The 22,050-nt window shown below is 71.5% G+C and carries 24 protein-coding genes; 20 read left to right on the top strand and 4 right to left on the bottom strand.

Features of this window, described 5'->3' with window-relative positions; translation table 11 throughout:
- The first annotated feature begins 40 nt into the window (after nucleotides 1-40).
- On the top strand, nucleotides 41-1,336 hold the full coding sequence (locus B7K26_RS08185) for a M20/M25/M40 family metallo-hydrolase (RefSeq protein ID WP_084078477.1): 1,296 nt from the start codon (nucleotides 41-43) through the stop codon (nucleotides 1,334-1,336).
- A 10-nt stretch (nucleotides 1,337-1,346) separates the two neighbouring features.
- On the opposite strand, the gene B7K26_RS08180 is transcribed toward B7K26_RS08185, so the two are convergent.
- Nucleotides 1,347-1,604, bottom strand: a complete 258-nt coding sequence (locus tag B7K26_RS08180; RefSeq protein WP_234998749.1) for a DUF5703 family protein — start codon at nucleotides 1,602-1,604, stop codon at nucleotides 1,347-1,349.
- Nucleotides 1,605-1,646: 42 nt separating this feature from the next.
- Here B7K26_RS08180 and B7K26_RS08175 point away from each other — a divergent pair, with 42 nt between their 5' ends.
- The gene (locus B7K26_RS08175) at nucleotides 1,647-1,937 is read left to right on the top strand and encodes a hypothetical protein (protein WP_084078475.1); all 291 of its coding nucleotides are present in this window, start codon (nucleotides 1,647-1,649) and stop codon (nucleotides 1,935-1,937) included.
- An 18-nt stretch (nucleotides 1,938-1,955) separates the two neighbouring features.
- Here the strand turns inward: B7K26_RS08175 and B7K26_RS08170 are convergent, their stop codons facing one another.
- A complete protein-coding gene (locus B7K26_RS08170; RefSeq protein WP_084078473.1) occupies nucleotides 1,956-2,918 on the bottom strand; it encodes an aldo/keto reductase in 963 nt (320 codons plus the stop codon).
- Between the two features lie 67 nt (nucleotides 2,919-2,985).
- Here B7K26_RS08170 and B7K26_RS08165 point away from each other — a divergent pair, with 67 nt between their 5' ends.
- Nucleotides 2,986-3,846 (top strand): undecaprenyl-diphosphate phosphatase, encoded by an 861-nt coding sequence (locus B7K26_RS08165; protein WP_084078472.1) that lies wholly within the window; start codon nucleotides 2,986-2,988, stop codon nucleotides 3,844-3,846.
- Between the two features lie 19 nt (nucleotides 3,847-3,865).
- Here the strand turns inward: B7K26_RS08165 and B7K26_RS08160 are convergent, their stop codons facing one another.
- On the bottom strand, nucleotides 3,866-4,723 hold the full coding sequence (locus tag B7K26_RS08160; protein ID WP_084078470.1) for a PAC2 family protein: 858 nt from the start codon (nucleotides 4,721-4,723) through the stop codon (nucleotides 3,866-3,868).
- Nucleotides 4,724-4,747: 24 nt separating this feature from the next.
- Here B7K26_RS08160 and B7K26_RS08155 point away from each other — a divergent pair, with 24 nt between their 5' ends.
- Complete coding sequence (locus B7K26_RS08155) at nucleotides 4,748-5,437, top strand: HAD family phosphatase (protein WP_234998748.1); 690 nt, start codon at nucleotides 4,748-4,750, stop codon at nucleotides 5,435-5,437.
- Complete coding sequence (locus B7K26_RS08150) at nucleotides 5,430-5,723, top strand: hypothetical protein (RefSeq protein WP_084078468.1); 294 nt, start codon at nucleotides 5,430-5,432, stop codon at nucleotides 5,721-5,723. The genes B7K26_RS08155 and B7K26_RS08150 overlap by 8 nt, the downstream gene beginning before the upstream one ends.
- A gap of 21 nt (nucleotides 5,724-5,744) precedes the next feature.
- On the opposite strand, the gene B7K26_RS08145 is transcribed toward B7K26_RS08150, so the two are convergent.
- Nucleotides 5,745-6,578 (bottom strand): PD-(D/E)XK nuclease family protein, encoded by an 834-nt coding sequence (locus tag B7K26_RS08145; RefSeq protein WP_200811024.1) that lies wholly within the window; start codon nucleotides 6,576-6,578, stop codon nucleotides 5,745-5,747.
- A 73-nt stretch (nucleotides 6,579-6,651) separates the two neighbouring features.
- Here B7K26_RS08145 and B7K26_RS08140 point away from each other — a divergent pair, with 73 nt between their 5' ends.
- The 15 genes from B7K26_RS08140 (at nucleotide 6,652) to B7K26_RS08070 (ending at nucleotide 21,952) form a co-directional block, all read left to right on the top strand.
- Nucleotides 6,652-7,794 (top strand): site-2 protease family protein, encoded by a 1,143-nt coding sequence (locus B7K26_RS08140; protein ID WP_084078466.1) that lies wholly within the window; start codon nucleotides 6,652-6,654, stop codon nucleotides 7,792-7,794.
- A 21-nt stretch (nucleotides 7,795-7,815) separates the two neighbouring features.
- Nucleotides 7,816-8,802 carry a tRNA (adenine-N1)-methyltransferase gene (locus B7K26_RS08135; RefSeq protein ID WP_084078464.1) on the top strand — a complete coding sequence of 329 codons (987 nt, stop codon included), beginning with the start codon at nucleotides 7,816-7,818 and terminating at the stop codon, nucleotides 8,800-8,802.
- Nucleotides 8,802-10,211, top strand: coding sequence for a proteasome ATPase (gene arc / locus B7K26_RS08130; protein ID WP_084078462.1), 1,410 nt, complete (start codon nucleotides 8,802-8,804; stop codon nucleotides 10,209-10,211). Before B7K26_RS08135 ends, arc begins: the two co-directional genes overlap by 1 nt.
- Before the next feature lie 2 nt (nucleotides 10,212-10,213).
- A complete protein-coding gene (dop, locus tag B7K26_RS08125) occupies nucleotides 10,214-11,734 on the top strand; it encodes a depupylase/deamidase Dop (protein WP_234998747.1) in 1,521 nt (506 codons plus the stop codon).
- Nucleotides 11,735-11,769: 35 nt separating this feature from the next.
- Complete coding sequence (locus B7K26_RS08120) at nucleotides 11,770-11,949, top strand: ubiquitin-like protein Pup (protein ID WP_084078458.1); 180 nt, start codon at nucleotides 11,770-11,772, stop codon at nucleotides 11,947-11,949.
- 65 nt (nucleotides 11,950-12,014) lie between these two features.
- The gene (gene pafA, locus B7K26_RS08115) at nucleotides 12,015-13,382 is read left to right on the top strand and encodes a Pup--protein ligase (RefSeq protein WP_084078456.1); all 1,368 of its coding nucleotides are present in this window, start codon (nucleotides 12,015-12,017) and stop codon (nucleotides 13,380-13,382) included.
- Between the two features lie 60 nt (nucleotides 13,383-13,442).
- Nucleotides 13,443-14,357: an FKBP-type peptidyl-prolyl cis-trans isomerase gene (locus B7K26_RS08110; RefSeq protein ID WP_084078454.1), complete on the top strand. Its 915-nt coding sequence runs from the start codon at nucleotides 13,443-13,445 to the stop codon at nucleotides 14,355-14,357.
- Nucleotides 14,357-15,127 carry an imidazole glycerol phosphate synthase subunit HisF gene (gene hisF, locus B7K26_RS08105; protein WP_084078452.1) on the top strand — a complete coding sequence of 257 codons (771 nt, stop codon included), beginning with the start codon at nucleotides 14,357-14,359 and terminating at the stop codon, nucleotides 15,125-15,127. Before B7K26_RS08110 ends, hisF begins: the two co-directional genes overlap by 1 nt.
- Nucleotides 15,124-16,992 (top strand): ABC transporter ATP-binding protein, encoded by a 1,869-nt coding sequence (locus tag B7K26_RS08100; protein WP_084078449.1) that lies wholly within the window; start codon nucleotides 15,124-15,126, stop codon nucleotides 16,990-16,992. The genes hisF and B7K26_RS08100 overlap by 4 nt, the downstream gene beginning before the upstream one ends.
- 11 nt (nucleotides 16,993-17,003) lie before the next feature.
- Entirely contained in the window at nucleotides 17,004-18,767 is a 1,764-nt protein-coding gene (locus B7K26_RS08095; RefSeq protein WP_234998746.1) for an ABC transporter ATP-binding protein, read from the top strand.
- Between the two features lie 111 nt (nucleotides 18,768-18,878).
- Nucleotides 18,879-19,241: a phosphoribosyl-AMP cyclohydrolase gene (gene hisI, locus B7K26_RS08090; RefSeq protein ID WP_084078445.1), complete on the top strand. Its 363-nt coding sequence runs from the start codon at nucleotides 18,879-18,881 to the stop codon at nucleotides 19,239-19,241.
- Complete coding sequence (locus tag B7K26_RS08085; protein ID WP_143340571.1) at nucleotides 19,238-20,797, top strand: anthranilate synthase component I; 1,560 nt, start codon at nucleotides 19,238-19,240, stop codon at nucleotides 20,795-20,797. Before hisI ends, B7K26_RS08085 begins: the two co-directional genes overlap by 4 nt.
- Nucleotides 20,798-20,829: 32 nt before the next feature.
- On the top strand, nucleotides 20,830-21,066 hold the full coding sequence (locus tag B7K26_RS08080; RefSeq protein WP_084078441.1) for an HGxxPAAW family protein: 237 nt from the start codon (nucleotides 20,830-20,832) through the stop codon (nucleotides 21,064-21,066).
- Between the two features lie 43 nt (nucleotides 21,067-21,109).
- Complete coding sequence (locus B7K26_RS08075) at nucleotides 21,110-21,505, top strand: DUF4190 domain-containing protein (protein ID WP_200811022.1); 396 nt, start codon at nucleotides 21,110-21,112, stop codon at nucleotides 21,503-21,505.
- 15 nt (nucleotides 21,506-21,520) lie between these two features.
- On the top strand, nucleotides 21,521-21,952 hold the full coding sequence (locus tag B7K26_RS08070) for a DUF2752 domain-containing protein (RefSeq protein ID WP_084078437.1): 432 nt from the start codon (nucleotides 21,521-21,523) through the stop codon (nucleotides 21,950-21,952).
- Nucleotides 21,953-22,050: the final 98 nt, after the last annotated feature.

The following is a 22,050-nucleotide window of genomic DNA, read 5'->3' as shown; positions in this document are numbered from 1 at the left end:
GAGGTTCGGCGCGGCGCACTGACGACGTTAGCCTGAACGCATGAGCCTCGACGTCGTCCGCACCTGCCAGGACCTCATCCGCATCGACACCTCGAACTACGGCGACGAGCCCGGCCCGGGCGAGCGCGAGGCCGCCGAGTACGTGGCCGGGATCCTCAGCGACCTGGGGCTCGAGCCCACGATCCGCGAGTCCGAGCCCGGCCGGGCGAGCCTGACCGCCCGCTGGGAGGGCACCGACCCGAGCCGTGACGGGATGGTGCTCCACGGTCACCTCGACGTGGTGCCCGCCTTCGCCGAGGACTGGTCCGTCGACCCGTTCGGCGCGGAGATCAGGGACGGCCTGCTCTACGGCCGCGGCGCCGTCGACATGAAGAACATGGACGCCATGATCCTCGCGTCGGTGGCGCAGATGATCGAGGCGGGAGTGCGCCCCGAGCGCGACATCGTCATCGCGTTCTTCGCCGACGAGGAGCACGGCGGCCGCCGGGGAGCGGGCTGGATGGTCGAGAACCACCCCGACGACTTCGCGGGCTGCACCGAGGCGGTGAGCGAGGTGGGCGGCTTCTCCGCCTACGTCAACGGCAAGCGCGCGTACCTGCTCCAGACGGCGGAGAAGGGCATCCAGTGGCTGCGCCTCATCGCGCACGGCAAGCAGGGGCACGGCTCGCTGGTGCACACCGACAACGCCGTGGCGCACCTCGCGGGAGCCCTGCAGCGCATCGCCGCGCACGGCTGGGAGATCGACGTGACCCCCACCGTCGAGACGCTCCTGCGCGGCGTCGCCGACCTCGAGGGCGTGGAGTACGAGCCCACCGCCGACGGCATCGGCCGCCTGATCCAGGGGCTCGGTGCCGTGGGGCCGATGATCGACGCGTCGATCCGCAACACCGCCAACCCGACCATGATGCAGGCCGGCTACAAGACCAACGTGGTGCCCGACACGGCGATCGGCTACGTCGACAGCCGCTTCCTTCCCGGCCAGCAGGAGCAGGTGCTGCGCCAGATCGAGGAGCTTGCCGGCACCCACGTCAAGGTGGAGCCGTACATCACCGAACGCAGCCTCGAGGCGCCCTTCGACGTGCCTCTCGTGGACAAGATGGTCGCGGCGCTCGGCGCCGAGGACCCCGGAGCGACGGTGCTGCCGTACAACATGATGGGCGGCACGGACAACAAGCACCTCGCCCAGCTCGGCATCGCCGGCTACGGGTTTGCGCCGCTGCTGCTGCCGCAGGACCTCGACTTCCCGAGCCTGTTCCACGGCATCGACGAGCGCATCCCCGTGGACTCGCTGCACTTCGGCACCGCGGTGCTGCGGCGATTCCTCGCGTCGTGTTGACGCGCCTCGGCTAGAAGACGTCGGTGCGCTCGACGCGCATCACACGGCGTTTGAGCCACACGCGCCGGGCACCGCCGATGAACTTCTGCGAGCGCGCGAGCTCCCACCTGCCGTACTCGGCCTGCTCGGTGAGGATCGAGCGGGCCTCGGCGCGGGTGATCGCGCTGGGGATGTCCACGACGCGCCACTCGAAGCGGCTCGCCGCGGTCTCGCGGCGCCTGCGTGGGTTCACCACATGCGCCGCCGCCGGGTTCGAGTGCTTGCTCATCACACCTCCCATTCAACCGCGTTCGCGGTTATCGTCGTGACCATGAGCGCTGACGCCCGCGAGGCCCTTCGCCGTCTGACCGCCGCCTTCGAGGAACACCTCGGGGCGGTCGCCTCGCGCCGAGGCGAGGACGATGCCGCGGTCGACGACGCGTACGAGTCGCTCGCGGAGGCGTTCGTGCGGTACGAGGAGGCTCTCGACCTCGAGTACGCCGAGACGCTGCCCGTCCTGCTGGACGAGGACTTCGACGAGGAGGCCATCGACGGCCACGCCGAGGAGGACGACGAGCAGCTCGACGACGACTTGGACGACTTCGACCTCAGGCAGGAGTAGGGCGTCGTCGTCACCGCGTCACCGCCGCTCGGGGTAACCGGCCGGGGGCGCCGACACCTCGTCGAGGGCCTGCGCGATCGCGTCGGGAAGGTCGAGCGCTGCGGCGGCCAGCGCCGGCGCGAGCTGCTTCGCGGTGCGGGCTCCCACAATGGCGCTCGTCAGCCCCGGCCGATGCAGCGCCCACGCGAGGGCGGTCTCGAGCGGCGTCCACCCCAACCCCTCGGCCGCAGTCTCGAGCGCCCCCACCACGATGCCCGAGCGCTGGTCGAGGTACGGCGCGACGAAGCCGGAGAGGTGGTCGGAGGCGGCGCGGGAGTCGGCGGGGACCGCGTCACGGTACTTGCCGGTGAGGACCCCGCGTCCCAGAGGCGACCAGCCGAGGACTCCCATGCCGAGCGCCTGCGCGGCGGGCAGCACCTCGCGCTCGATGCCGCGCTCGAGTAGCGAGTACTCCACCTGCGTCGCCGCGATGGACGGGCGTCCCGTCGCGAGCGTCGCGATGCGCGCCATCGCCCACCCGGGGAAGTTCGAAACGCCGACGTACCTTGCGCGGCCGGTGTTGGCGGCAATCTCGAGGGCGTGAAGCGTCTCCTCGAGAGGCGTGGCGGGGTCGAAGGCGTGCACGAGCCACAGGTCCACGTGGTCAGTCCCGAGCCTCGTCAGCGACGCGTCGAGCGTGCTCAGCAGGGTGTCCCGCGACGCGTCGACCACGCCGCCGCGCTCCGTGCGCCGGATGCCGGCCTTGGTGCAGATCTGCACCTCGCCGCGGGCGATGGTGCCGCCCAGCATCGACCCGATGAGGGCCTCCGAGCCGCCATCCGCGTATGACGCGGCGGTGTCGAGAAGGGTGCCGCCGGCGTCGAGGAACGCGTCGAGCTGCTGGCCCGCCTCGTCCGCGCCGGTATCGCGCGACCACGTCATCGTGCCGAGCGCGAGTCGCGACACCTCGAGACCGCTACTTCCGACACGTGCCCGTTCCATGCAGGCGAACCTATCGAATCTGGGCGCGTGCTCTGGGATGCGACGCGCGGGCGCTAGCCTTGCGGCCATGGGTTGGTGGGAAGCAGTCATCCTCGGGCTGGTGCAGGCGCTGACGGAGTTCCTTCCGATCTCGTCGAGCGCCCACATTCGCGTGGTGGGGCCGCTGCTGCCCCACGGTGCCGACCCCGGAGCCGCGTTCACCGCGATCATCCAGCTGGGCACCGAGGCGGCGGTACTGCTGTACTTCCGCAAGGACATCGCCCGCATCATCTCGGCGTGGTTCGGCGCCCTGTTCGGCCGCAACGGCGCCGACCGCGCCCACCGCTTCGGCAAGGGCAGCCCCGATGCGCTGATGGGCTGGTGGGTCATCCTCGGCTCGATCCCCATCGTGGTGCTCGGCCTCATCTTCAAGGACGCCATCGAGGGGCACCTGCGCAACCTCTACATCACCGCGGCCGTGCTCGTGATCTTCGGCCTGGTCCTCGGCTGGGCAGACAAGGTCGGCAGGCGCACGCGCGAACTCGAGTCCCTGCGCGGCAAGGACGCATGGCTGCTGGGCCTCGCCCAGGCGATGGCGCTGATCCCCGGCGTGTCCCGCTCCGGCGGCACCATCTCGATGGGCCTGTTCCTCGGCCTCACCCGTGAGGCGGCGGCGCGCTACTCGTTCCTGCTCGCGATCCCCGCGGTGATCGGCTCCGCGGGACTCGAGCTCGTCACCAACACCGACGAACTCACCGCGGCAGGCGGACCAGGCATGGCCAACACCGTGATCGCGACCCTCGTGTCCTTCGCGGTGGGCTACGTGGTGATCGTGTGGTTCCTGAAGCTGATCACGCACCACACGTTCTGGCCGTTCGTCTGGTACCGCATCGGCTTCGCGGCGCTCATCCTCATCCTGCTGGGCGCCGGGGTGATCCCCGCTATCTAGCGGGGCAGACGCGCGGCGCCTACTTCGAGGTGCCGCCGTCGCGTCGGCGCAGGAAGCGCTCGAACTCCGCGGCGATCGCGTCGCCCGACGCCTCCGGCAGGCTCGTCTCGTCCATGAGCGCCTCGAGCTGGCGGACGTGCTCCGCGATCTCGTCGTCCTCGGACGCCAGCTCGTCGGCGCCGCGCTGCCACGCGTCGACCTCCTCGGGAAGGTCGCCAAGGTCGATCGACACGCCGATGAGGCGCTCCAGCTGGGTCAGCAGCGCCGCCGTGGCCTTGGGGCTCGGCGGGTGGGCGATGTAGTGGGGGACCCCCACCCACACGCTGAGCACGCGGATGCCGCGCAGTTGCGCCTCATGCCCGAGGACGCCGACGATGCCCGTGGGGCCCTCGTAGTCGGAGCGCTCCAGGCCGAACTCCTCGCGCGCGTCGTCGTCCTCGCTCGTGACGAACGTGGGCAGCGGGCGGGTATGCGGGACGTCGACGAGCAGCGCACCTACGGTGACGAGAGTGGTGACGCCAAGGTCCTCGGCGTGGTCGAGCACCTCCGCGCAGAACGACCGCCACCGCATGGACGGCTCGATGCCGCGGGCCACCACGATGCGCGGGCCACCCTCGGGGTCCGCCGTCGACAGCACGGTGCCCGGCCACGACACCACGCGATCGCCCGAGGGCATCCGCGAGATGGTCGGCCTGCTCACTTGGAAGTCGTGATAGTCCTCGGGGTCGAGGGCGGCGTGCTCGCGCGCCTGCCACCACGTCGCCAGGTGGTCGAGCGCCGCGGACGCGGACGAGCCCGCGTCGTTCCAGCCCTCGAACGCCGCGAGCATGACCGTCTCGTCGGCACCGAGCGTGGGCTCCTGATCCTCCGTGTCCATCCGCCCAGCCTAGACTCGGGCCCCGTGACTACGCACGCAGCCTCGCCCGCCGCCGTCCTGTGGGATATGGACGGCACACTGATCGACTCCGAGCCGTACTGGATCGGCGCCGAGACCGAGCTCGCACGGCGCTTCGGCGTCGAGTGGACGCACGAGGACGGGCTGGGGCTCGTGGGCAACCCGCTGACGGTGTCGGCGCAGGTGCTTCGCGATCGCGGCGTCGACCTGCCGCTCGAGGACATCACGGACTTCCTGCTCGCCCGCGTGAGCGAGCAGGTGCGCGCGCACGTGCCATGGCAGGAGGACGCTCAGCGACTGCTCGCGGAGACGGTCGCCGCCGGCATCCCGTGTGCACTCGTGACGATGTCCTACACGCGCCTGGCCGATGCTTTCCTCGCCTCGGTTCCCGACGCGTTCGCCGTGGTGGTGACGGGGGACAGGGTGAGCCGCGGCAAGCCGGACCCCGAGGCCTACCTCACCGCCGCGAGCGAGCTCGGCGTCGCGATCGAGGAGTGCGTCGCGGTCGAGGACTCGCCGTCGGGCGTCGGCTCCGCGTGGAGCTCCGGGGCGAAGACCGTCGGCGTGCGTCGCCTTGTCCCGCTCGAGGCGCGCGCGGGCCTCACCCGCGTGCGCTCGCTCGCCGGCTGGACGGTGGACACCTTGAGCGAGGTCGCCGCCGGCCGGGTGATCGACGAGCTGGGCGAGGATGCCTAGGGCGCTCCTGGCGTACGGCATCGCGCCCTGGGCGCTACTCGCCGTCGTCACCGCGGCGAGCGCCGCGGTCATGGGCGATCAGGTGGCGCGCAACGTCGTGGTCGGGGTCGCGCTCGCCGCGCTCGCGACGCTGGTGGTGACGGCGGCACGGCGTCTTGCAGTGAAGGCTCCGCGCGCCAGGGTCGCGTGCCTGGTGACGGCGGTGGCGACGGGAAGCGTGGGGCTCGCGTGCGTGGCCCTCGCCGTCTATCGCGTAACGGCCGAGGGCCTCCCGGTCTTCGGCTGACGCTCCGGTTCGGGACCAGGCTCAGGCGCCGACGGGCCTCACACCGAGCGAACGCTCCACCGCGTCGGGATCGAGCGGGGGAGTGACCCCGCCGAACTCGGGGCACATCGCCTGGAACGAGCACCAGCCGCACAGCTTGGACTTGCGCGTCCTGAAGGCTCCGGCGCGGGCGGCGCCCAGGATCTCGTCCCACAGCTCGCGCACCTCGAACTCGATCTGGGCGAGGTCGTCGTCGCTGGGCCGCAGCACGAGAGTGCCGCCGTCCTTGAGGAACAGCAGTTGAAGCAGCGCGGGCCGGCGGCCGCGCAGGCGCTCGACGAGCAGCGCGTAGAACCGCATCTGGAACTTCTCCTTGTGCCCGTACTGCGGCAGGGGAGTCTTTCCCGTCTTGTAGTCGATGATCCGAATCGAGCCGTCGGGGGCCACGTCGACACGGTCGATGAAGCCGCGCAGCAAGGGGCCGTCCTCGAGCTGGAGCTCGACGAACTCCTCGCGGCCGGCGGGCTCGAGGCGCTGCGGGTTCTCCATGGTGAAGTAGGTGGCGAGGCGGCCACGGCCCTCGGCGAGCCACGCCGACTCGGCGGTGGCGTCCTCGTGCAGCGCCGCGAGGCCGGGGTCCTTGGCGAGCATCGCGCGCCACTCGGGCTCGAGCATGGCCCACGCTGTCGCCTCCGTGCGCTCGCCCGCGGGACGGTCGTAGAGGTGCTCCAGGACAGAGTGCACGAGCGTGCCGAGCGTCGCCGCCGCCGACGGCTCCTCCGGGATCTTGTCGACCACCCGCAGGCGGTACATGAGCGGGCACTGGCGGAAGTCGCCAGCGCGCGAGGGCGACAGGGCGGGGGCACGGCGGGACATGCGACAAGGGTAGGGCCGGGCGCCGACACCGAGGCGGCGTGTCCACACCCCGCGACCGTCTACCGTGGACGCCATGACGCCGTCCCCGCGCCCCACCCGTGGCCTGACGCTCGGTCGGGTCTTCGGCGCCCGCATCGTGGTGCAGCCCTCCACCCTCCTCATGCTCGTCCTGCTCGCGCTGCTGTTCGCGACGAGCGGGGGCGTCGAGCTCGACAGGCGCACCTTCACCATCGGCCTGATCCTCGCGATCCTGCTGTTCGTCTCGGTATTCCTCCACGAGCTCGCCCACGCCGCGACGGCGCGCGCCTTCAAGCGCGACGTCAGCGAGATCGTCCTCACTCTATGGGGCGGGCACACCAGCTACGACGCGCGCGGCCTCACCCCCGTGGTGGCAGGCGTCACGTCGGCCGCCGGCCCCGTCGCGAACCTGGTGCTGGCGGGCCTCGCCTGGCTGCCGCTCGCGACCGGCCTCATCTCGCCGAGCCTCGTCGACTGGCTGCGGGGAGACATCACGGTGTACGGCATCGTCGCCTGGCTCGCGTGGGCCAATGTGGTACTCGCCGCGTTCAACGCGCTGCCGGGCATCCCGATGGACGGCGGCCGGGTGCTCGAGGCGATCGTGTGGGGAGCCACCGGCAACCGCTTCACCGGGATGAAGGTAGCCGCCTGGGGAGGCCGCGTCGTGGCCGTGGGGGTGCTCGTCGTGGGCCTCGCCATCCCATACCTGCAGGGGCGCACCCCCGACCTGTTCGACATCGGCTGGTCGCTGCTCGTCGTCGCGATCCTGTGGCCAGCGGCATCTCAGGCGCTGCGCGTCGCCCAGGCCCTCGACAAGCGCAGCACGGTGACCGCAGGCGCCCTCGCGGTGCCAGCGGTCGCGCTCGCCTTCCACGTGTCGGTGGCCGATGCCCGTGCCGCCGCCGCACGCGACGGCGCGGTGGAGGTGGTGGTGTTGGGAGTAGATGGCGCCGCCGCCGGGCACTTCCCCGTGGCCCTCACCGACGCCGTGGAGGAGGCCGACCGCCCCACGACCGGCCTCCAGTCCGTGACGATGCCGCTGCCGCGCGGCGCCGCCATCGACGTCGAGGCCGACGGCGACGCGCTGGTCGAGGCGCTGCAGGAATGGTGGGGCAAGACCGACGTGTGGGTGGCGGTCGACCGCGGCGCCATCGTCGGCGTGGTGCGCCTCGCGGAGGCGATGAAGGCCCTGCAATAGCGCGACCCTAGACTGGGGGCCATGACCTCTCCCACCCTCCCCACGGGCGCCGCCGAGCGCCGCGGTCCGCTGCGTGCGGGCGACCGCGTGCAGCTGACCGACGCCAAGGGACGCCACCACACGATCATTCTCGAGGCCGGCAAGGTGTTCCACACGCACCGCGGCCAGTTCACGCACGACGAGATCATCGGCCGGCCCGAGGGCACCGTGGTGACCAACACCGCCGGCTTCGAGTACCTGGTGCTGCGCCCGCTGCTGAGCGACTACGTGCTGTCCATGCCGCGCGGTGCAGCGGTGATCTACCCCAAGGACTCGGGACAGATCATCCAGATGGCCGACATCTACCCCGGCGCCCGCGTGGTCGAGGCGGGCGTGGGCTCCGGCGCGCTCACCATGTCGCTGCTGCGCGCGGTCGGCGACGGCGGCTCGCTGACGTCGATCGAGCGCCGCGAGGACTTCGCCGACATCGCCCGCGGCAACGTCGAGTTCCACTTCGGCGGGCCGCACCCCGCGTGGGACCTGCGCATCGGCGACTTCGCCGACCGCGTGGGCGAGATCGGCGAGGTGGACAGGATCGTCCTCGACATGCTCGCGCCGTGGGAGAACCTCGACGCGGCGGCCGATGCGCTGGCCCCCGGCGGCGTGCTGCTCGCCTACGTGGCGACCACCACGCAGCTGTCGCGCCTTGCCGAGGCGCTCAAGGACCACGGCGGCTACACCGAGCCGCAGGCCTGGGAGTCGATGGTGCGCACGTGGCACCTCGAGGGACTCGCCGTGCGCCCCGACCACCGCATGATCGGCCACACGGGCTTCCTGCTCACTACCCGTCGCATGGCGCCCGGCGTCGACGCGCCGCTGCGCAAGCGTCGCCCCGCCAAGGGCGCCTACGGCGAGGACGAGTGGAGCGCGGAGGACCTCGGCGAGCGCGCCGTGTCGGACAAGAAGATTCGCCGCGTGCGCCGGGACGCGACCCGGCCCGTGGCCGAGAACGAGACCGAGGAGGGTTGATGGTCGCCGACGGCCAGGACCGCATCGCCGCGCTGCAGGCGCGCAACGCCGAGCTGCAGCGGCTGCTCGAGACCGCCCGCCAGTCGTTGGGCGAGATGCGCGAGAAACTCGCCGAGGCATCGGCCCCGCCCCAGACCTTCGCCACCTTCGTCCAGTGGGCGGGGGAGCACGCCGACGTGGTCAGCGGCGGTCGCCGCCTGCGCGTCGCCGTCCTCCCCGGCGTCCCGCGCGACCTCGAGCCCGGCGCCGAGGTCCTCATGAACGCGATGAGCGTCATCGTGGGTGTCGCGGAGGCCGAGAAGGTGGGCCAGAGCGCGCTCGTGCGCGAGGTGCTCGACGACGACCGCGTCCTCGTGGTCGCCCGCGGCGAGGACGAGCGCGTCGTCATGCTCACCGGCGGCAAGGCCCGCGCTCGCCTGACCGAGGGCGACACCGTCATCATCGACGCCCGCACGGGCTTCGCGACCGAGCGCGTGGACCGCTCCGGCGTGGAGGCGCTGCTGCTCGAGGAGGTGCCGGACGTGGACTTCGCCGCGATCGGCGGCCTCACCGCGCAGATCGAGCGCATCCGCGACGCTATCGAGCTCCCGCTGCGCCACCCCGACCTGTACCGCGAGCACCGCCTCAACCCGCCGCGTGGCCTCCTGCTGTACGGCCCCCCTGGCTGCGGCAAGACCCTCATCGCCAAGGCAGTGGCACACTCCTTGGCCGATGCGGTGGGCGCCGACCGCTCCTACTTCCTGTCGGTCAAGGGCCCCGAGCTGCTGAACAAGTACGTGGGTGAGACCGAGCGGTACATCCGCACCATCTTCGAGCGCGCGCGGGCCAAGGCTCACTCGGGTGCCCCCGTCGTCGTGTTCTTCGACGAGATGGAGGCGCTGTTCCGATCGCGCGGCACGGGAGTGAGCTCCGACATGGAGACCACGATCGTCCCGCAGCTGCTCACCGAGCTCGACGGCGTGGAGCAGCTGGGCAACGTCATCGTCATCGGCGCCTCCAACCGCGAGGACATGATTGATCCGGCCATCCTGCGCCCCGGGCGCCTGGACGTGAAGATCGAGATCTCGCGGCCCGACGCGGCGAGCGCGCGCGACATCTTCTCCAAGTACCTCACCGCCGACCTGCCGCTGTCGGCGGACGCGCTCGCGGCCACCGGCGGCGACGCTGCCGCGGCCGTCAAAGACCTTGCCGAGCACGCCGTCGACCGGCTCTACGCCGACCCGTCGAACAAGGCGCACATGTCGGGAGCACTCGTACGCAACGTCGTCGACCGCGCCAAGACGCTCGCGATCAAGGACGTCATCCGTGGAGGGGAGCGCGGCCTCACCGCCGGACACCTCGAGCGGGCGTGCGAGCAAGAGCTCGCTGAGGCGCGCGCCGTCGCGGCGTCCACGCTGCGGGAGGGCTGAGCGTGAGGGTCGTCGGCATCGAGACGGAGTACGGCATCGCGGACCCCGCCCGTCCGCAGGCGAACCCGATCCTCATGTCCTCGCGCCTCGTGGAGGCGTGCCGGGGATGGGCAGCCGGCCGCACGAGCCGCTGGGACTACGGTGGCGAGGACCCGCTGCAGGACCAGCGCGGTTCCCGCCGCGACCGGGCATCGGCCCACGCCGACCTGCTGACCGACGCGAGCGAGTATGACTCCGCCGCCGGGGGAGTGAGCCTGAGGCGCAGGCGCGGCTCGTGGGAGGACCCCGCCCACCTCAACGCCGTGCTGTCCAACGGGGCTAGGTTCTACGTGGACCACGCCCACCCCGAATACTCGGGTCCCGAGGTGCGCTCGGCAAGGGACGCCGTCCTGTGGGACCGCGCCGGCGACGCGATCGCGCTCGCGGCCGCGGCAAGGTACGAGCGGGACGAGGACGGCTCCGTCGCGCTGTACAAGAACAACGTCGACGGTAAGGGCTCGAGCTACGGCACTCACGAGAACTACCTCGTGGAGCGCGCCACCGACTTCGGCGACCTCGCCACGCGCCTCACCGCCCACCTGGTGACCCGCCAGGTGTACACCGGCGCGGGACGCGTGGGGCTCGGCCAGCGCAGCGAGCGCGCCGGGTTCCAGCTGTCGCAGCGCGCCGACTACATGGAGGCCGAGTTGGGCCTCGAGACGACGCTGCGCAGGCCCATCGTCAACACCCGCGACGAGCCGCATGCGGAGCGCTCGCGCTGGCGCCGGCTCCACGTCATCATCGGCGACGCGAACTGCCTGCAGGTACCGACGTACCTCAAGGTGGGCACGACGGCCCTGGTGCTGAGCGCGATTGAGGCCGACGACGACCGCCTCGACGCCCTCACGCTCGCCGACCCCGTCGCCGCCGTGCAGGCCGTCTCCCACGACCTGTCCCTGCGTTCGCGCCTGCCGCTGGCCTCCGGCGAGGCCGCGACCGCCCTTGAGATCCAGCGCGCGCTTCTCGAGATCTGCCGGACGTACGCGCACGACGCCGACGACGCGCTCGTGCTGGCCCGCTGGGAGTCCGTGCTCGCCGTGCTCGCGCGCGACCCCATGGAGGCCGCCGCCGACGTGGAGTGGGTGGCCAAGCTGCGCCTGTTGACTCGCCTGCGCGACAAGAACGCGACGGTCGACGCCGACGGCGTCGTGACGCCGCTTCCCTGGGACGCGCCGATGCTCGCCGCTCTCGACGTGCAGTGGAGCCGGCTTGGCGACGGCTGGGCGGCGCGCCTCGAGGCCGCCGGCCAGGCGACCGTCCTCGTGGATCCCCACGAGGTGGAGCGCGCCGTGACCCACGCGCCCGCGGACACCCGCGCCCGCCTGCGCGGAGGCATCGTTGCCGCCAGGCCCGACCTCGTGGACGCGGCAGGCTGGTCGAGCGTCGTGCTGGACCGGGAGGGAGACCACCTCGAGGTGGTCCACCTCGACGATCCTCACCAGGCCTCCCACCCCCTGCTCGACCCGCTCATCGCCGGGGCCTGAGCAGGCGCCCGATGCCGGGGGATAGACTCGCCGGTATGGCACAGACCTTCTCCTCCGGACAGCCCTACGAGGACGATGCGCCCGAGCCGGCGCCCGCGCCTGCGAAAGCCGAGAGCACCGACGCCCTCGACTCGCTGCTCGACGAGATCGACGACTCGCTGCAGGTCAACGCCGAGCAGTTCGTGCGTTCCTTCGTCCAGAAGGGCGGGCAGTAGCCTCGACCGCCACCGGCTTCGCGACAGACGTCCCCGCCCCCCTCGAGGTTCCCGCCGCCCGCCGCATCTTCGGGCTGGAGACCGAGTTCGGGCTGCACCTCGACGCGCCCAACGCGCGCGCCGTCACGCCCGAGGAGGTGGCCGGCCACCTGTTCCACTCCGTGGTGCGCTGGGGCCGCTCGTCGAACGTCTTCCTGACCAACGCCTCGCGCCTGTACATCGACGTGGGCGCGCACCCCGAGTACGCGACGGCCGAATGCGACTCGCTCACCGACCTCATCGCCTCCGATAAGGCGGGGGAGCGCATCGTCCAGGCGTTGGTGGCCGAGGGGGAATCGCGGCTTGCCGATGCCGGGGTCCAGGGCCAGATTCACCTGTACAAGAACAACACCGACTCGGCGGGAAACAGCTACGGCTGCCACGAGAACTACCTGGTACGCCGCCGCGCCGACTTCCGCGCGTTCGCCTCGGCGCTGCTGCCGTTCCTGATCTCCCGCCAGATCGTGACGGGGGCGGGCACCATCACCCGCACCCCCGAGGGCGCTCACTACTCGTTCAGCCCCCGGGCCGACCACATGTGGGAGGGCCTCAGCTCCGCCACCACACGGTCGCGCCCCATGATCAACACCCGCGACGAGCCCCACGCCAACGCGGAGCTGTACCGCCGCATGCACGTGATCGTCGGCGACTCGACCATGGCGGAGCCCACGACGCTGCTCAAGGTCGGCGCCACCGACCTCATGCTGAGGCTCATGGAGGCGCACGTGCGCCTTCCCGACCTCACGCTCGCCAACGAGATGCAGGCCATCCGGACCGTCGCGCACGACCTCACCGGGACGGCGACCGTCGAGCTCGCCGACGGCCGTCACCTCACCGCCGTCGCCATCCAGTCGGCGTACCTCGAGGTGGTGCGCTCGCACGTGGGCGGCATCATCGAGCCCACGGACGAGGTGGCGCGCATCCTCGACCTGTGGGAGCGCGGCATCCGCGCGGTGAGCGAGCAGGACTTCTCGCTTGTCGACACCGAGCTCGACTGGGCGATCAAGCACCGCCTCCTCACGCGCTACCAGGAGCGCCTCGCGTGCCCGCTCGGGGACCCGCGCCTGGCCCGCCTCGAGCTTGCCTTTCACGACGTCTCTCCCGAGCGCGGTCTCTACCACCGGCTGGTGGCCCAGGGCCTCATCCGCACCGTGGTCGAGGACGCCGCCATCGAGGCGGCCCGCACCGTGGCACCTCAGACCACGCGCGCCCGCCTGCGCGGCGCCTTCGTCGAGGCGGCCGCCGCATCGGGCCAGGACTATACGGTCGACTGGGTCCACCTCAAGCTCACGGGAGCGAGCCGCACTGTGCTCCTGAAGGACCCGTTCAGGAGCGTCGACGACCGCGTCGACACGCTTCTCGAGGCGCTCGGCGCCGGTCACGACGGCGCCTGAGCACCGCTGCCGCGCCGCTAGACTGAACCGCCCCCACCCCCGCGCCCGAGAGGACGACCCATGCGCCGATTCATCGTGCCCGTCATCGCGGCCGCCCTCACCCTCGCCGCGTGCTCCGACTCCGCGCCGGAACCGAGCGCCACCGCGTCGCTGACGGGGGACATCGGCCAGATCACCGTGGGGCAGTCGGAGACCCTGGCGCCCTCGCTGACGTTCGAGCCAGGCATGACGTACACAGGGGAGCAGACCCAGGTGGTGTGGAACGGCGAGGGCGCGGCGCTTGAGGACGGGCAGCCGCTGCTGCTGGACCTGTACGGCGAGTCCCTCACCGACGCCACGCCCGTCGTCAACACGTTCGACGGCCTACCGCAGTCCTTCGTCTTGACAGAGGAGTCGCTCGGCGAGGCTCTTTACGACACGCTCGTGGACCTCAACGTCGGGGCACGCGTGCTGACGGTGTCCCCGGGCGACGGTACAGAGGACCAGCCGCCGGTGGCCGTGGTCATGGATGTGCGCTCGGAGTCCGCTGTCGGCGACGAGGTCGCGGCGCCGGACTCGATGCCGAAGGTGACCTTCGACGTCGACGGAGCGCCACAGGTGACGGTCGCCGAGGACGCGCCGACGGTCGACGACCTCCAGGTCGCGACCCTGATCAAGGGCACCGGGCCGCAGGTGAGCACGGTGTCGCGGGTGCTCGTCAACTACTCGGCCTTCTACTACGCGGACGGCGAGAACGACGAGGACGGTGCGTGGTCGGCCGGCGACGTGTTCCGCACCTCGTGGCCGGCCGACGTCGAGCCGCTCACCATCGACATGGACGCCGGCAAGACCGTCACGGGCCTCACCCAGGGCATCCTCGACCAGACCGAGGGCTCCCGTGTGGAACTGGTCATCCCCGCCACGATGGGCTACCCGTCCCGTGGCACCATGGTTGTCGTCGTGGACATCCTCGACGTGTGGAACTCGGAGGAATAGTGGGAACTGCCGTCAGGGTGATCCCGTGCCTGGACGTCGACGCGGGACGCGTCGTCAAGGGCGTGAACTTCGTCGAACTGCGTGACGCGGGCGACCCCGTCGAGCTCGCCGCCGCCTACGGCGCCGCGGGTGCCGACGAGGTGACGTTCCTCGACGTCACCGCGTCCGTCGACGGCCGCGACACCACCTACGACGTGGTGGGACGCACCGCCGACACCGTCTTCGTGCCGCTCACCGTGGGGGGCGGCGTACGCAGCCCCGAGGACGTGGACAGGCTGCTGCGCGCCGGCGCCGACAAGGTGGGGGTCAACACCGCCGCCATCGAGCGCCCCGAGCTGATCTCGGAGATCGCCGCGCGCTTCGGCTCGCAGGTCCTCGTGCTGTCCGTCGACGCGCGCCGCTGCGGCCCCGACACCGTCACGGAGTCGGGCTACGAGGTGACCACCCACGGGGGCAAGAAGGGCACGGGCATCGACGCTGTGGCCTGGGCCCGCCGCGGCCAGGACCTCGGCGCGGGCGAGATCCTCCTGAACTCGATGGACGCCGACGGCACCACCGGCGGCTTCGACCTCGAGATGCTGCGAGCCGTGCGCGCGCACGTGAGCATCCCGCTGATCGCCTCCGGGGGCGCGGGCACGCCCGAGCACTTTGTCGAGGCCGCCCGCGCGGGCGCCGATGCTGTGCTTGCCGCGAGCGTGTTCCACTTCGGCACGCTCACCATCGGCCAGGTCAAAGACCACATGCGCGCTGCAGGGATCGAGGTCCGATGAGCCGCCGCCCCTCGGCCGCGGACTATCGACTCACGGGATCGTTTAACCGCAAGGCCGTCCAGCTCCTGTGGCACGCGCTCAAGACCGAGCCGTGGCGCTTCGGCATCGCGATCGGCTCCGCCGCCGTGTTCTCCCTGCTCACCGTGCTGTTCGGCACGCTCGTGGGCGACATCACCGACGATGTGGTGATCCCCGGCGTCGCCGGCGACCCCATCCTCGGCTTCTGGGGCGAGCTCACGCAGGACCCCATCACTGCGATCTGGATCGCAGGCGCCATCTTCCTCGGCATCGGCCTCGTCAACGCCGTGCTCGTGGGCCTGCGCCGCGGCGTCCAGGGGATCGGCGTGGCGGGCGTGGCGGCACAGCACCGCAGGGTGGTGGCCGATGCCCTCGCGAGCCTGCCGCTCGGGTGGCACCGCGCCAACCCGTCCGGCCGCATGCTGTCCGCGATGTCCTCGGACTCCGAGAGCGCCACGAACACTCTTCACCCCTTCGCGTTCACCGTCGGCTCGTTCGTCATGATGTTCGCCGCGGGCTGGACGATGTGGCAGATGGACCCGTGGCTGGCCGTCACCGGCCTCGCCGTGGTGCCGGTCATCTTCGCCATCAACTACGCGTTCGAGAAGATCATCACGCCTCAGTGGGACCTCGGGCAGTCGCGTCGCGCCGACGTGTCGACCATCGCGCACGAGAGCTTCGAGGGCGGCACCGTCGTGAAGGCGCTCGGGGCCGAGGCGCGCGAGACGGCGCGATTCTCCGAGGCCTCGCGAGGGCTTCAGCACGCGGACATCCGCGTGGGGCGCACCTCAGCCTGGTTCGAGCCGCTCATGGACCTCATCGTGCCGCTGGGTGCCGTCGCGCTCATGATCGTGGGCGCCATCAGGGCCGATGCCGGCTACGTGTCGGTCGGCGAGGTCGTCTCGTCGATCTACCTGGTGACGCTCATGGCCGTCCCGATCCGCGGCATCGGCTGGGTGCTGGGGCAGATGCCCCAGGCGCTCGTGGCCTTCCGCCGCATCGGCGAGATCGCTCAGGCCGCCACCGAGGTCGACGAGCCAGGGCACCGCACCCTTGCCAAGGACGGCGCCGGTGCCCTCGCGTTCGTCGGAGCCGACATCGGCGCTGACGACGGCGACGGCAACCTCGCGATGATCCTGCAGGACGTGTCGCTGACGCTCGAGCCCGGCACCGTGACCGCGCTCGTGGGCCCCACCGGGGCGGGCAAGTCGACGGTCGCCCTCGCGGCCTCGCGCCTGGCCCGGCCCGTGGGCGGTCAGATCACGCTCGACGGCGTTCCCCTGGAGGAGATCGCCGGCCTGGGCGAACACGTCGCCCTGGTGCCCCAGACAGCCTTCGTCTTCGCCGGCAGCGTGCGCGAGAACGTCACGCTCGGCGGCGACTTCAGCGACGACGAGGTGTGGGACGCGCTGCGCCGCGCCAACGTGGTGGACGTCGTCGAGAAGCTCTCGCGCGACGGGCGCACGGGCCTCGACGGGATCCTCGCCGAGCGCGGCATGAACCTGTCCGGCGGACAGCGTCAGCGCCTCGCGCTCGCCCGCGCGCTGGTGCGCCGCCCCCGCGTACTGGTGCTCGACGACGCGACGAGCGCCGTCGACCCGCGCGTGGAGCAGGACATCCTGCGCGGGCTGGCGGCCGACGGCGAGGGCCCCACGGTCCTCATCATCGCCTACCGCCTGGCGTCGATCATGCTGGCCGATGCCATCGTCCACGTGGACTCCGGGCGCGTCGTCGACGCCGGCGTGCACGCCGACCTGGTGAGCCGCGATGCGGGCTACCGCGAGCTGGTGCTCGCCTACGAGGAGGACTCGCGCCGTCAGGCCGAGGAAGAGGCGGGACGGATCTGATGAGCCAGCCGATGACGACGCGCGAGATGTTCCGCCGCGGCTTCGCCGTGAGTCCCGAGTTCAAGGTGGGCTTGGGAGTCACCCTGACGCTCGCCGCCCTGGCGGCGTGCGGCCGCGCCGCCGTGCCGTTCGTGACCCAGCGAGTGACCGACCTTGGCCTCATGGCGCCCGGCGGCGTCGATATCCAGGTGGTCGTCCAGTACGCGACGCTCGGTGCCGTGGTGCTGATCATCGCCGCGCTCCTCGCGTGGCGCGTGCGGCGCCGCATCGTGGCCGCCGCCGAGACCGGCCTCGCCACGCTGCGCATCCGCGCGTTCCGCAAGGTTCACGAGCTCAGTGTGCTGACGCAGAACGAGGAGCAGCGCGGCCGCTACGTGTCCCGCGTGACCGGCGACGTCGAGACCATTCGTGACCTCATGCAGTGGACCGGCGCCGCCATGATCATCTCGGCTCTCGAGTCGCTGGTGGTCTACGTCGTCATGGTCGCGTACTCGTGGCAGCTGTCGCTGATCGTCCTGGTGGCGTTCGTCCCGATGGTGCTGTCGCTGCTGTGGATTCAGCCGCGCGTGAGCCGCGCCTTCCAGCACGTGCGCGAGCAGATGGCGGACCTCCTTGCCCGCACGAGCGAGCAGATCGTGGGAGTGTCGACCATCCGCTCCTACGGCGTGCAGCAGCGCATGCGCGACGAGCTCAACGCCGAGAACGACGACATCCTCGCGGCCGAGAAGAAGGCCTCGATCCTCGCCTCGGTCAACTTCTCGTCGACCGTCATCGGCCAGTCCCTCGCGACCGGCATGGCGCTCGTCGGCGGCACCATCATGGCCGTCAACGGGCAGATGTCCGTCGGCACCGTGGTCGCCATGGCGTTCCTCGTCTACCAGTTCGCCGGACCCGTCATGTGGATCATCGAGATGCTCGCCGAGATGCAGCGTGCGCTCGTCGGCTGGAAGCGCGTCCTCGAGCTCGTCGACGAGGAGGTGACGGTCGCCGACCCCGGCGAGAGCGGCACCCGCATCCCTCACGGACACGGCGAGCTCGCCATGGAGGGCATCCGTCTGACCTACCCGGGCGGGCCCGAGGTGCTCAAGGGCATCGACCTCACCGTTCCGGCGGGCAAGCGGATCGCGCTCGTCGGCACCACCGGCTCCGGTAAGACGTCGCTGGCGCGCCTCATGTCGCGCTTCTTCGACCCGACCGAGGGCGCCGTGCGCGTGGGCGGCGTCGACCTCAGGGACGTGCCGATGGACTCGCTGCGACGCTCGGTTGCCGTGGTCCCGCAGGAGGGCTTCCTGTTCGACGGCACGGTGCTGAGCAACCTCGCGTACGCCCTTCCCGACGCCCCCGCTGAGGAGCTCCGCGCTCGCTCGCTCGCGGCGTTCGAGTCGCTCGGGCTCGAGGGCTGGATCGACGCCCTGCCCGCGGGACTCGACTCCGCGGTGGGGCCGCGCGGCGAGCTGCTGAGCGCGGGCGAGCGCCAGCTTGTCGCCATCGCGCGCGCCTACCTGCGTGACCCGGATCTGCTCATCCTCGACGAGGCCACCAGCGCGGTGGACCCCGCGACGGAGGTGCGCATCTCGCGCGCCCTCGAGACGCTCATGCAGGGGCGCACGTCGGTGGTCATCGCGCACCGCCTGTCGACCGCCGAGCGCGCCGACCTGGTGGCCGTCATGGAACTTGGCGAGCTCATCGAGGTGGGCCCGCACCGCGACCTTGTCGCCGCCGGCGGCACCTACGCGTCGCTTCACGCGGCCTGGGTCTCGCAAACCCGCGACTAACCCGCCCCCCGCCCGGCGCAGATGGCCGCATGTGCGGCTCCTCGGCGCGTGAGATGACGCAGATGCGGCCATCTGCGCCGGGCGGGGTGAGGGATCTGGAAGGATGTGCGCATGCCCCTGGACGCCAGCATCGCTGACCGCCTCAAGCGCAACGCCGATGGCCTCGTGTGTGCCGTCGTGCAGGAGCGCGACACCCGCGACGTGCTGATGGTCGCGTGGATGGACGACGAGGCCCTCCACCAGACCCTCACCACCGGTCGCGCCGTGTACTGGAGCCGCTCGCGCCAGGAGCTCTGGCGCAAGGGCGACACGTCGGGTCACATCCAGGAGGTGCACTCCGTCGACATCGACTGCGACGGCGACGCCCTGCTCCTGACTGTCACCCAGCACGGCCCCGCGTGCCACACCGGCACCACCACGTGCTTCCAGGCCGGGGGAGCGCTCCCCGTGTCGGCCCCCGGAGTCGACGCGTGAGCGGCGCCACCCCCGCTGCCGTGCGTCCCGCGTGGGGCGAGACCTGGCCCACGCTCGACAGGTTCATCGAGATCGGCGCCTCGCGGCGCGTGGTCCCCGTGGTGCGACGCGTCCTCGCGGATGGACTCACGCCCGTGGCGGTCTACCGCGCGCTCGGCCAGGAGCGTGCCGGCACCTTCATCCTCGAGTCGGCCGAGCCCGACGGCACCCGTGGCAGGTTCTCCTTCGTGGGCGCCGACTCGCGCGCCACGTTGACCATCCAGGGCGACGACGCGCGCTGGGCTGGCGACGTCCCCGTGGGGCTCACCGACGGGGCCCCGCTGGAGACCATCCGCCACGCCCTGCGCGAGCTGCAGTCCGAGCCTATCCCCGGCCTGCCGCCGCTGACCGGCGGCCTCGTGGGTGCCCTCGGGTGGGACATCATCCGCCAGTGGGAGCCGACGCTTCCCTTCAAGGCGCCGCGCGAGATCGACGTGCCCGACGTGACGCTGCTGCTCGCGACGGACATCGCGGCGATCGACCATCACGACGGTTCCGTCTGGCTTATCGCCAACGCCGTCAACGCCGATGCGCGCCACGACGGCATCGAGCGGGCCTACGCGGACGCCGTCTCGCGCCTGGACCGTATGGAACGACGACTGGCCGATGCCGACGCCGGTGAGGTCTCGGCGCTCGACCCCGAGGCCCTCGAGCCCGCGCTCACCCAGCGCAGCGCGCCGGGGGAGTTCGAGGAGGCAGTGCGGTTCGCGAAGGAGGCGATCCGGGACGGCGAGGTGTTCCAGATGGTGCCCTCGCAGCGGTTCGACGTCGACTGCCCCGCGAGCCCGCTCGACGTGTACCGCGTCCTGCGCACCCTCAACCCGTCGCCGTACATGTATTGCTTCCACCTCGCGGACGACGCGGGACGCGAGTTCGCGGTGGTGGGCGCGAGCCCCGAGTCGCTCGCCGCGGTGAAGGACGGGCGCGTGTCCACGTTCCCCATCGCCGGCTCCCGACCGCGCGGCGCGACGGTCGAGGAGGACGCGAGGCTCGAAGCCGACCTGCTGGCCGACCCGAAGGAGATCGCCGAGCACGTCATGCTCGTCGACCTCGCGCGCAACGACCTCGTGAAGGTCTGTGAGCCCACCTCGGTGGAGGTGCTCGAGTTCATGAAGGTCAACCGCTACAGCCACATCATGCACATCTGCTCGACGGTGGTGGGGGAGTTGGAGCCGCAGCACGGCCCCGTGGACGTGCTCACGGCGACATTCCCGGCTGGCACCCTGTCGGGCGCTCCCAAGCCCAGGGCCATCGCGCTCATCGACGAGATCGAGCCCGCCCGCCGCGCACTGTACGGCGGCGCGGTCGGCTACTTCGACTTCGCGGGAAACATGGACATGGCGATCGCCATCCGTACCGCCCTGATCGAAAACGGCATCGCGCACGTCCAGGCCGGCGCCGGCATCGTGGCGGACTCCGTTCCCGCGACCGAGGACCAAGAGACGAAGGACAAGGCCGCCGCGATGGTCCGTGCCATCGGCATGGCGGCCCGTCTTCGCACCATCAGCGCTGGCTAAACTGGCCCGCGACAGCGTTAAGGAGAAACACCATGTCGAGCATTGAGATCGCCCCTGAGGACCTTCCCGAGGTCGCTCACTCCAACCACGGCCGCACCACCGCGGCGTGGGTCACGAACGCCGGGCTTGTCATCGCCTCGCTCGTGATCGCGTTCGGCATCGCGATCCCCACCTGGCCCCTCGTGTGGGTGGGCGTCGGCATCGCCGTCGTCTCGCTCGCCGCGGGAGCGACGCTGCGCGCCCTCGGCCACGGCCAACCCCTCAACTAGCGGTCCCGTCCCCGGGCCACCGCGCGATGCAACGGAGAACCGCGTGACTGATCTTCCCCCGCCCCCCGGCGGCCAGCCTCCCTACCAGGGCGGCATGACCCCGCCGCCCCCCGGCGGCTACGGAGCACCCCCGCCCCCCGGCGGCTTTGGCGGCGCGAGCGAGGAGAAGAACGCCCTCGGCGTCTGGGCCCTCGTGCTCGGCATCCTTGGCTTCCTGTGCTGCTCCATCTTCACTGCCATTCCCGCGATCTTCGTCGGCAAGGCATCGGAGAACGCCGCCGCCCAGGGCCTCGCGACCAACGGCGGGCTCGGCAAGGCCGGCCGCATCCTCGGCTGGGTGCAGGTCATCCTGACCGCCCTGTCGGTGGTCCTGCTCGTCGTCCTGCTCGGCACGGGCACCGTCACCGCCGAGGAGCTCTCCGACACCTACGGCCTCTGAGCCGACTGAGTCACCATGGCCGATGCCGTGAGCGCCGAGGCGCCGCCCTCGCCGGGGCGGCGCCTGGGCGCGCCGCTCGCCGCATCGGCCGTCCTCGCCGCTGCCACCGTCTACACGGCGGTCGCAGACCCCTACCGCTCGGGCTTCTTCCCCGCGTGCCCGTGGCTGCACCTGACGGGCCTGTGGTGCCCCGGCTGCGGCGGGCTGCGTGCGGTCCACGAGCTGGCGCACGGCGACGTCGCGGCCGCGCTCGCCCTCAACCCCTTCGCGGTGCTGATCGTCATCCCCGTGTGCCTCGTCCTGCTCGGGGCGTGGTGGCGGGCAGGCTGGAAGGGGCGGGCCGCCCCCGCCGTACCCCTGTGGGCCGCGAACGTGGTGGTCGCTCTGGCGGTCGCTTTCTGGGTCCTGCGCAATATTCCCGCACTCGAGCCCTTCCTCGCTCCGTAGCCGAGGAGTCTGTGCGCGCTCTCAACATCTGCCAGCGCTCTCGCGTCTGAGAACGGGTCAGCCGGGTCGGCACGCGCCGGTACGATGGGCCGCATGGC

Source organism: Demequina sp. NBRC 110057 (assembly GCF_002090175.1).
Lineage (GTDB): Bacteria > Actinomycetota > Actinomycetes > Actinomycetales > Demequinaceae > Demequina.
This window is presented reverse-complemented; position numbering and strand designations above follow the sequence as displayed.

Coding starts and splice junctions, on each gene's coding strand:
- B7K26_RS08135 (WP_084078464.1), top strand. CDS start 7,816: ATGACCTCTCCCACCCTCCCCACGGGCGCCGCCGAGCGCCGCGGTCCG.
- B7K26_RS08175 (WP_084078475.1), top strand. CDS start 1,647: ATGAGCGCTGACGCCCGCGAGGCCCTTCGCCGTCTGACCGCCGCCTTC.
- B7K26_RS08160 (WP_084078470.1), bottom strand. CDS start 4,723: ATGGACACGGAGGATCAGGAGCCCACGCTCGGTGCCGACGAGACGGTC.
- B7K26_RS08150 (WP_084078468.1), top strand. CDS start 5,430: ATGCCTAGGGCGCTCCTGGCGTACGGCATCGCGCCCTGGGCGCTACTC.
- B7K26_RS08165 (WP_084078472.1), top strand. CDS start 2,986: ATGGGTTGGTGGGAAGCAGTCATCCTCGGGCTGGTGCAGGCGCTGACG.
- B7K26_RS08180 (WP_234998749.1), bottom strand. CDS start 1,604: ATGAGCAAGCACTCGAACCCGGCGGCGGCGCATGTGGTGAACCCACGC.
- B7K26_RS08185 (WP_084078477.1), top strand. CDS start 41: ATGAGCCTCGACGTCGTCCGCACCTGCCAGGACCTCATCCGCATCGAC.
- hisI (WP_084078445.1), top strand. CDS start 18,879: ATGCCCCTGGACGCCAGCATCGCTGACCGCCTCAAGCGCAACGCCGAT.
- B7K26_RS08080 (WP_084078441.1), top strand. CDS start 20,830: ATGTCGAGCATTGAGATCGCCCCTGAGGACCTTCCCGAGGTCGCTCAC.
- B7K26_RS08145 (WP_200811024.1), bottom strand. CDS start 6,578: ATGTCCCGCCGTGCCCCCGCCCTGTCGCCCTCGCGCGCTGGCGACTTC.
- arc (WP_084078462.1), top strand. CDS start 8,802: ATGGTCGCCGACGGCCAGGACCGCATCGCCGCGCTGCAGGCGCGCAAC.
- B7K26_RS08070 (WP_084078437.1), top strand. CDS start 21,521: ATGGCCGATGCCGTGAGCGCCGAGGCGCCGCCCTCGCCGGGGCGGCGC.
- B7K26_RS08170 (WP_084078473.1), bottom strand. CDS start 2,918: ATGGAACGGGCACGTGTCGGAAGTAGCGGTCTCGAGGTGTCGCGACTC.
- B7K26_RS08120 (WP_084078458.1), top strand. CDS start 11,770: ATGGCACAGACCTTCTCCTCCGGACAGCCCTACGAGGACGATGCGCCC.
- B7K26_RS08100 (WP_084078449.1), top strand. CDS start 15,124: ATGAGCCGCCGCCCCTCGGCCGCGGACTATCGACTCACGGGATCGTTT.
- B7K26_RS08110 (WP_084078454.1), top strand. CDS start 13,443: ATGCGCCGATTCATCGTGCCCGTCATCGCGGCCGCCCTCACCCTCGCC.
- B7K26_RS08095 (WP_234998746.1), top strand. CDS start 17,004: ATGACGACGCGCGAGATGTTCCGCCGCGGCTTCGCCGTGAGTCCCGAG.
- B7K26_RS08140 (WP_084078466.1), top strand. CDS start 6,652: ATGACGCCGTCCCCGCGCCCCACCCGTGGCCTGACGCTCGGTCGGGTC.